The sequence below is a fragment of the Nostoc sp. genome (assembly GCF_054880495.1).
The window spans coordinates 1-7,075 of record NZ_JBTYKD010000132.1 but is presented as its reverse complement, the minus strand read 5'-3'; the positions used below and the strand labels follow the sequence as shown (position 1 = coordinate 7,075).

At 43.9% G+C, this 7,075-nt stretch carries 3 protein-coding genes; 1 reads left to right on the top strand and 2 read right to left on the bottom strand.

Going from position 1 to position 7,075, the window contains the following annotated elements; translation table 11 throughout:
* Positions 1–27: 27 nt before the first annotated feature.
* Complete coding sequence (locus ACYTXL_RS13935) at positions 28–2,019, bottom strand: DUF1156 domain-containing protein (protein WP_461925273.1); 1,992 nt, start codon at positions 2,017–2,019, stop codon at positions 28–30.
* Between the two features lie 257 nt (positions 2,020–2,276).
* On the opposite strand from ACYTXL_RS13935, the gene ACYTXL_RS13930 reads away from it, so the two are divergent.
* Positions 2,277–2,624: a helix-turn-helix transcriptional regulator gene (locus ACYTXL_RS13930; protein WP_461925272.1), complete on the top strand. Its 348-nt coding sequence runs from the start codon at positions 2,277–2,279 to the stop codon at positions 2,622–2,624.
* Positions 2,625–2,753: 129 nt separating this feature from the next.
* Here ACYTXL_RS13930 and ACYTXL_RS13925 read toward each other — a convergent pair whose 3' ends face one another.
* Positions 2,754–6,353: a helicase-related protein gene (locus ACYTXL_RS13925; RefSeq protein WP_461925271.1), complete on the bottom strand. Its 3,600-nt coding sequence runs from the start codon at positions 6,351–6,353 to the stop codon at positions 2,754–2,756.
* Positions 6,354–7,075 lie beyond the last annotated feature (722 nt).

Here is a 7,075-nt window from a genome sequence, read left to right as displayed (position 1 = left end):
TAGCTTAGGGATAGAGGGTATTGCAGTTTACCCATTCCGAGTAACACCGGGAAAAGTGGCTTGAGGACATTTGTCCATAAAGTTACTAACTGTAGCTACTAATTCTCGTTCTTTATCAGGAATAAGTATAGTACTGAAAAGGTCGGGATAGATCAAACTTAGAGAACGTCGCAGCCAAACATAAAAAAACTCTGAGAGGTCAGCGTAGCCAATATTATCGTAGTAGGGTGGGTCTGTAGAAACAACTATTGATTTTGCGTAAATCTCTGATTTAGTAGCATCTAAGCGTTGAACAAATCCTTTGGTGCTACATGGAGAAATTTCAACTACTTTGGCTATCCAATTAATTGCACCAATAAAGTTACCACTGGAAGTACTAAATGGATTTACTTCTGCGAAATCCCAAGTCATAGGAATTGCTTGACGGGCAAATGTATTTCGCATTTTCTCGCCTGACGAATGCCAGCTACAAATACTTGAACAGTAATCGCTCATTCGATCTACTGCGATCGCTAAATAAGTCGCCACTGCATCCGCGTAAGCAGTCGCACCCTTACCACCTTCACAAAGAGGCAAACTATCATCTGGTATTTCAAAAGCTACAGCATCAGAAAGTATCTTTTCCCGTGCTTCGCTTACTAATTCACAAAAAGTGTTTAGTGCTACAAGCTGACGCGGGGTAAAAAGTTCTGCAAATGTACGCATCCCGTAGTTAGGCGTTTTGAAATCTCGTGGATTATGAGGCAAATTGACTTCAGGCTTCCATTCTGGTTTTACTGAAGTTACAATTTCCTCGTCTTTGTTAGTTGGCGATAAATACGCCCGTCCACGTTCACCTTCTGCCACAATAGCCATCAACTGAGCGCCCATCCGTCCTGCTTTACCTTCAGCACGAACATAATCCAAAGGCATAGGAGTAGTGCAACAGATACAAATTGCACCTTTGCGGCTAACAGTTTCATCTAGCGGTTCACCCTTGCCAGACTTCACTTGAAAACTTATCACAGGTGGTTGCTGGCTATGGTTAATAGTTGGTTCTATCCAAGCTTCCTTCCCTTTCTTACTTGAAAGCTCAAAAGAACGCACTAACGGCATTTGACAACCACAAGCCGGATTAGGACATTTCACAGTCCTAGCCCACAACCAAGCAATCACGGTTGCTTCTTTACCCTCACCCCCGTCCCCTCTCCCAAAATGGGAGAGGGGTGTATTTTCTTCTCCCTTTCCTGTCCCCCTTCTCCCATTGTGGGAGAAGGGGCTAGGGGATGAGGGTAAATTCACCTTGGGATACAAATGCCCAATTCGCTTAAAAGCTTGCTCCCGCATCCATTGCCCGTAATAGCGCACATCTTCAGCTAAACCCTGCGCCCCATACCATGCATTAGTTTTTAGAGAATTTTTCTGAGACTCAGGGTTAACAGGAGGCAAATTTGCAAACTTCGGCGGAATTTCAATCAAAGCTTTAGTAATCAAAACCGCTACAGGATTAATATCACTACCATGTGCTTCTAACCCCAATCTTTGGGCTTCCAAAGGTATACTACCCCCACCACAAAAGGGATCATAAATAGGTGGTGCGTGCTTGTTTAAATACTCTCTTACTTCTTCCGGTTTAGTTGGTGGTTCGTCACCTTTTTCCCAAGCAAGGCAACGAGCAATTTCTCTTTGTGCTTCCTCAACTACACTGGTATTTGTTATGTCATCCCAAGATACTAAACCGTGAACAGTTTGGGTTGACCTTCCCCTTGTTTCAACATTTTCAATTCGCCCAATTAAGTCATGTAATCGTTGGCGTTCTTTTTCTTGTTCCTCTTCAGTGGGAAATTTGTCAGGATGACTTGAGGGATCATCTACCAAAGATGCAAACAAAACTGCTCGACAAGCTGCCAAAGGTCGCCGCGCCCACCATAAATGTAGCGTTGAAGGATGTCCATGCCTAATTGATTTCTCTCTGGCAGATTCTTGATTAATCGCTTCCAGTGGTAATGCGACTTCGATTAGCTTCTTGCGGTAGGTCATTCATTTTGCCAGACTTGTATAATCGAAGCGAGTAAATGTCTGAGCAAGAAGCAGCACAAAATATTCCGAGTGAGTGGACTTACGGAATATTTACATCAAGCATTGGTAGGCTAATTAGTCTTTGTTGATTGCTGCTCGCCTAACTTAGTTACAGAGCTTCGTCCGGCAATTATAATCACGATACCAGCTAGATGGTTCAGTGATAATTCGGAGGAGCGCACATTATCTTTAGCTAAAAGCCTGTAGTTTAAAAAACGATGACTCCTAACACAATTTCTTGGGATTCTATCCGTGATGAGGTTTTAGCAGATCCAGAGGTAAAAGCTGAATACGATGCCTTGGAATCTGAATTCCAGTGTGCAAAACAAGTTATTGCTTTAAGGAAGGCTAGCGGCTTAAATCAACGGGATTTTGCTAAGTTGGTTGGCATTAAACAACCACAGCTAGCTCGGATTGAATCTGGGAAACAGGTTCCTAAAATTGAAACCTTAGCAAAACTTGCTAGGAGTGCAGGTTACGATGTCGAGATTCGCTTTGTAGCGCCCAAAGGAAAGCGATCGCACAAAGTCGAGCCTCTGAGGATTTCTGCTAAGGAGTTAGTTTAGTCCTGTAATTGCTCTCACCAAAAGCATTTCTTTTTACTTGGATAACTAGCTATCCAATAAAGTAGGCAGACTCAAGAGCGATTACTCTCACAAAATTGCGATCGCAGATCAATTCCCTAAAATCTCCAATTATTGCGGTGCTGTCCCCATCTGCCACAATTCTTGTAAATTGTAATTTACACTCGTTACTGCAAAATCTGGCTCCTTATGAAACGGTTGCTGCACATAGCGAATTGAACAATTACTATCTAGTAGATCTGCCGGAGGCACTTTCACCAGTGCCAAGATAAAGTTTTCAGGCTTATTTAAGGCAGTGATAATTTCATTCTTGGTTACTGTCACTGTCTGGCCAGTTGCAATTCTTCCCTTGACTTCAATAAACCGCAACTGCCCTGTTTTAGGGATGCGTGACTCAATATCATAGCCGCATTTCTGGGTACTCACATCAGTTGGTTCGTACCCTAAATTGCGTTCTACTTCCATCACAGCCGTCATTGCTGCCTGTTCTACTCGTTCCGTCTCCCTGGCAAACATCGCCGTTGTTGCCTGTTGTTTGCCTTGCATTCGTTGCAGCAAGCCTACTGAAACTACCAACGCACCCCCAACCACCACAGGCGGTAATGGCGATAATCTACGTTCTTGCTCTAATTCCTCCAAGCGTTGCATTAACCGTGCTTGCAAATCATCAGCTCGCTGACGTGCTTTACCAGAGTTAATTTTGGCATTAGGCTTGCCAGCTTCCTCTTGCATTTTCAGTTCTTCAGCCCGATAATCCCAGTAATTAATCTCCTTGGTTAATCTATCTTTTACTGCTGTCATCGTCTTAGCAATAAGTTCCTCTTTGCGCTGCTTGAGTTCTTGAAGATGTTGGGGAACAAGGTGAGCGATCGCATAACTCTTGGCTTTTGCTTCTAAATCTTCTCGCAACCAAGATTCTTCTAAAACTTTTTCTACAACACCCTTTTCCTCGTCTGTTAGCGGACGGTAATTGAGGTAAGGTGCGTAACCTGCATTTTGCACCCTCACCCCCCTCCCCTCTCCCAGAATGGGAGATGGGTGTAATTGTAATTGCTCCCCTTCTCCCAATTTGGGAGAAGGGGTTGGGGGATGAGGGCAAATCTCCACATATTGCATTCGCCGCGATACTAAACGCCTAGAGCCATTTAAATTTGTCCGCGCGTCTTGTATGGAATGTTCTAGATAAACTAAGGCGCGGGTTCCCTCGCTGGAATCATTTTCATCGACTAAGATAGTCCCTTGTTTCAACAAATCCCGGTGTCGTTCCAAAGTCAGGTCAATTGTGGCATCCAGTAGAGAATGTCCAGAACAGATGAAGGCTGCTAGAGGTTTACCAGAAATGCTGATCAAATCTTTTTCAAAGCAGACACGTTCGTAACGTAGCAGCAACGGTTCTCCTACACCAATTTGCCGCCCTCGATTGCGAATAACTGCCGGAACATGACTGATTTCGTAACGCTGGGGTTCACGTTGACGTAATGTTCCACCTAATTGGGTAAATGCTTCGAGGAAGAAAGAAGCAATAAAATGAGGTTGCAACCGTCGCGCTTCTGCCCTTTCCATTTCTTCCCGGATTTGCTGCACTTTGGCGATATCCATCGAATCTCGTGCCAAAGCCCGTTCTTCTAAAAGTTCGCGTAGTCGCCGTTGGTCGAGTTTATCATGTACGACTTGGTTGAGTCTGTCTCGCACCTCTGGTTGATCGCCATAGCGAATTGCTTCAATCAATAACTCTCGTAATTCCGTCCCTGCGATCGCTTTTCCCAATACATCAAATACTTGACCTCCCAGTGCCTTCTGCTCTGCCTCTATCTTTTTCAATAACGCTAAATACACATCGCCTTCACGAGTGCCTTTCGCCACTAAATTCCATAAGTGACAGACCTCCGTTTGCCCAATCCGGTGAATTCGCCCGAAACGCTGTTCTAGGCGGTTAGGATTCCAAGGTAAATCGTAATTAACCATGAGATGCGCCCTTTGCAAGTTAATCCCTTCACCCGCAGCATCCGTAGCTATTAAGACTTGTACTTCGATATCTTGGGTAAACGCCTCCTGCATTTTGCGGCGTTCTTCGCGTCCCATTGCGCCATGTATATTTACCACAGCTTCATTACGCCCTAGTAGCGTGCGAATCCGATCTGTCAAATAATTTAATGTGTCCCGGTACTCAGTAAAAATCAGGAGTTTGCGCCGATGTCCTTGGGCGTTGAACATTTCGGCATCATTTTGCAACAGATTCGAGAGCTCTTCCCATTTTTTATCTTTACCACTACGTCGCACCCGCAGTGCCAGTTGCTCTAATTCTTCTAAAAGCTTAATTTCTGTTTGTAATTCTGCGATCGTCCGTGATGCTGTAGCTAGGTCAACTACTTCCTGTTCTGTTGCTTCTCGTTCTTCACCAGGAATATCCTCTAAATCATCTTCTAAGTCTTCCAGATCCAGAACCTGCTTAAATTCAATGATGATTGCATTACTTCCCCGCCTCAAAACTTCTTCTTGCCTCAGCCGTTTTTGCAACCTTTCGCGACGGCGTAGCAGTGATTGATATATAGCTTCTGGTGAAGAAGCGAGCCGACGTTGCAAAATAGTCAAAGCAAAGCCAACATTACCTTTGCGTCCTTCATTTTCTAAAGCATCGGCACGATTAAATTCCTCGCGGACATACTCAGTAACTCGCTTATAAAGTACCCCTTCTAAATCCGATAGTTCATATTCTATAGTGCTAGCTTGGCGTTCTGGAAATAGCGGTTTTCCATCAAATTTCAGCAAATCTTCTTTAACCAATCGCCGCATCAAGTCAGAAGTATCTGCTACGTGAACACCATCGCGGAAGCGTCCTTCAAATCTGTCTCCATCCAATAACGCCATAAACAACTGGAAGTCTTCCTCTTTGCCGTTATGTGGTGTCGCTGACATTAATAAAAAATGCCTAGTCAAGGTTGAGAGTAACTTACCAAGTTTGTAGCGTTTCGTCTCTTTAATTTCACCACCAAAAAACGAAGCTGACATTTTATGAGCTTCATCACAAACAACCAAATCCCAGTCTGTCTGTGCTAGTTTTGCTTGTAAATCTTGATTACGGCTGAGTTTGTCTAGTCGCACAATCAGCAACGGCATTTCAGCAAAAACATTTCCAGTTACTGCTGATTCAATGCGGTCATTGGTAAGAATTTCAAAGCGTAAATGAAACTTTTGCGACAATTCATCTTGCCATTGTGGGGCTAAACTGCCGGGACAAATCACAAGGCAACGATGCAAATCGCCTCGAATGAGCAATTCCCGCATTAGTAACCCTGCCATAATAGTTTTACCTGCACCTGGGTCATCTGCTAAGAGAAAACGCAGAGGTTGACGAGTCAACATTTCCCCGTAAACGGCAGTGATTTGGTGGGGTAAGGGTTCGACTAGAGAGGTGTGAACGGCTAGCAAGGGGTCGAACAGATAAGCTAGACGGATGCGGTGCGCTTCTGATGCCAGACGAAAATTAGCCCCATCAGCAGTAAAACTCCAAGCACCACCAGAGGTGATTATTTCCAGGGTAGGTTCTCTATCTCGAAAGACTAACTCATTCCCTAGCGTGCCGCTAGCATCTTTGTATGTTAATTCTACAACACCAGAGCCATGCCACTGAGCATCAACGATGGCGACAATACTGTTTGGCAGGATACCTTGTACTTGCGTGCCTTTTGTCAAATCCTCAAGTCTAAGCATATTGCGGTGTTTTCCCTTTTGGCAGATGTCAGTAGCAATGTAGATACCAATGTTTTTTGGCCGGACATTGCTCCTTATGACCATAAGAGACACTAGGCTGGTTAGTAGCTAGTATATTTACTGTTTTTGGCTGTGGTAAGCTGTTGGACATTTAACTTGCATATTACCTGGAAGTAAAAGTCTTGTGGGGTGGGCATCTTGCCCGCCCTGGTTATGCAAATTAAAAGTACATTAGCTTACCCTGATGTTGCTTAATTGAAAAGCTGATTTTAAGCGATCGCAATCTGATAACTAGGTTTGAGGTACTGTATTGTCAAAGTGTTAAGACAAGTTCTCTTAGTCAGTAATGCTTTTGATATTCTGCCATTTCTGCAAAGGATGTAAAACATCGCTGGCATTGTCCGTCCATCCATAAAGCCGGAACTGGAAAGGGTTTTTCACAGACAGGGCATTTTGATAACAAGCGTAACTGATGGCAATGTGTGCGACAAAGTGGAGTTAGATATCTAGCTCATGAGTTGATTGGTAGATTCATCTTCTTGATAATAAGATGTGAGCAGCCGATATTTTTCAGCAGGTTAGAAGCTCCTCGGTCAAGAAAATTATATACAAAAGTCAGCAAACATAGATTTTGGGATCAAAACCACCTTTTTGGGATAATTAACCGCCATTTGTTAGATAGACTCAGCACTATTTAATGTGGCGGATGACTTCGGCAACTG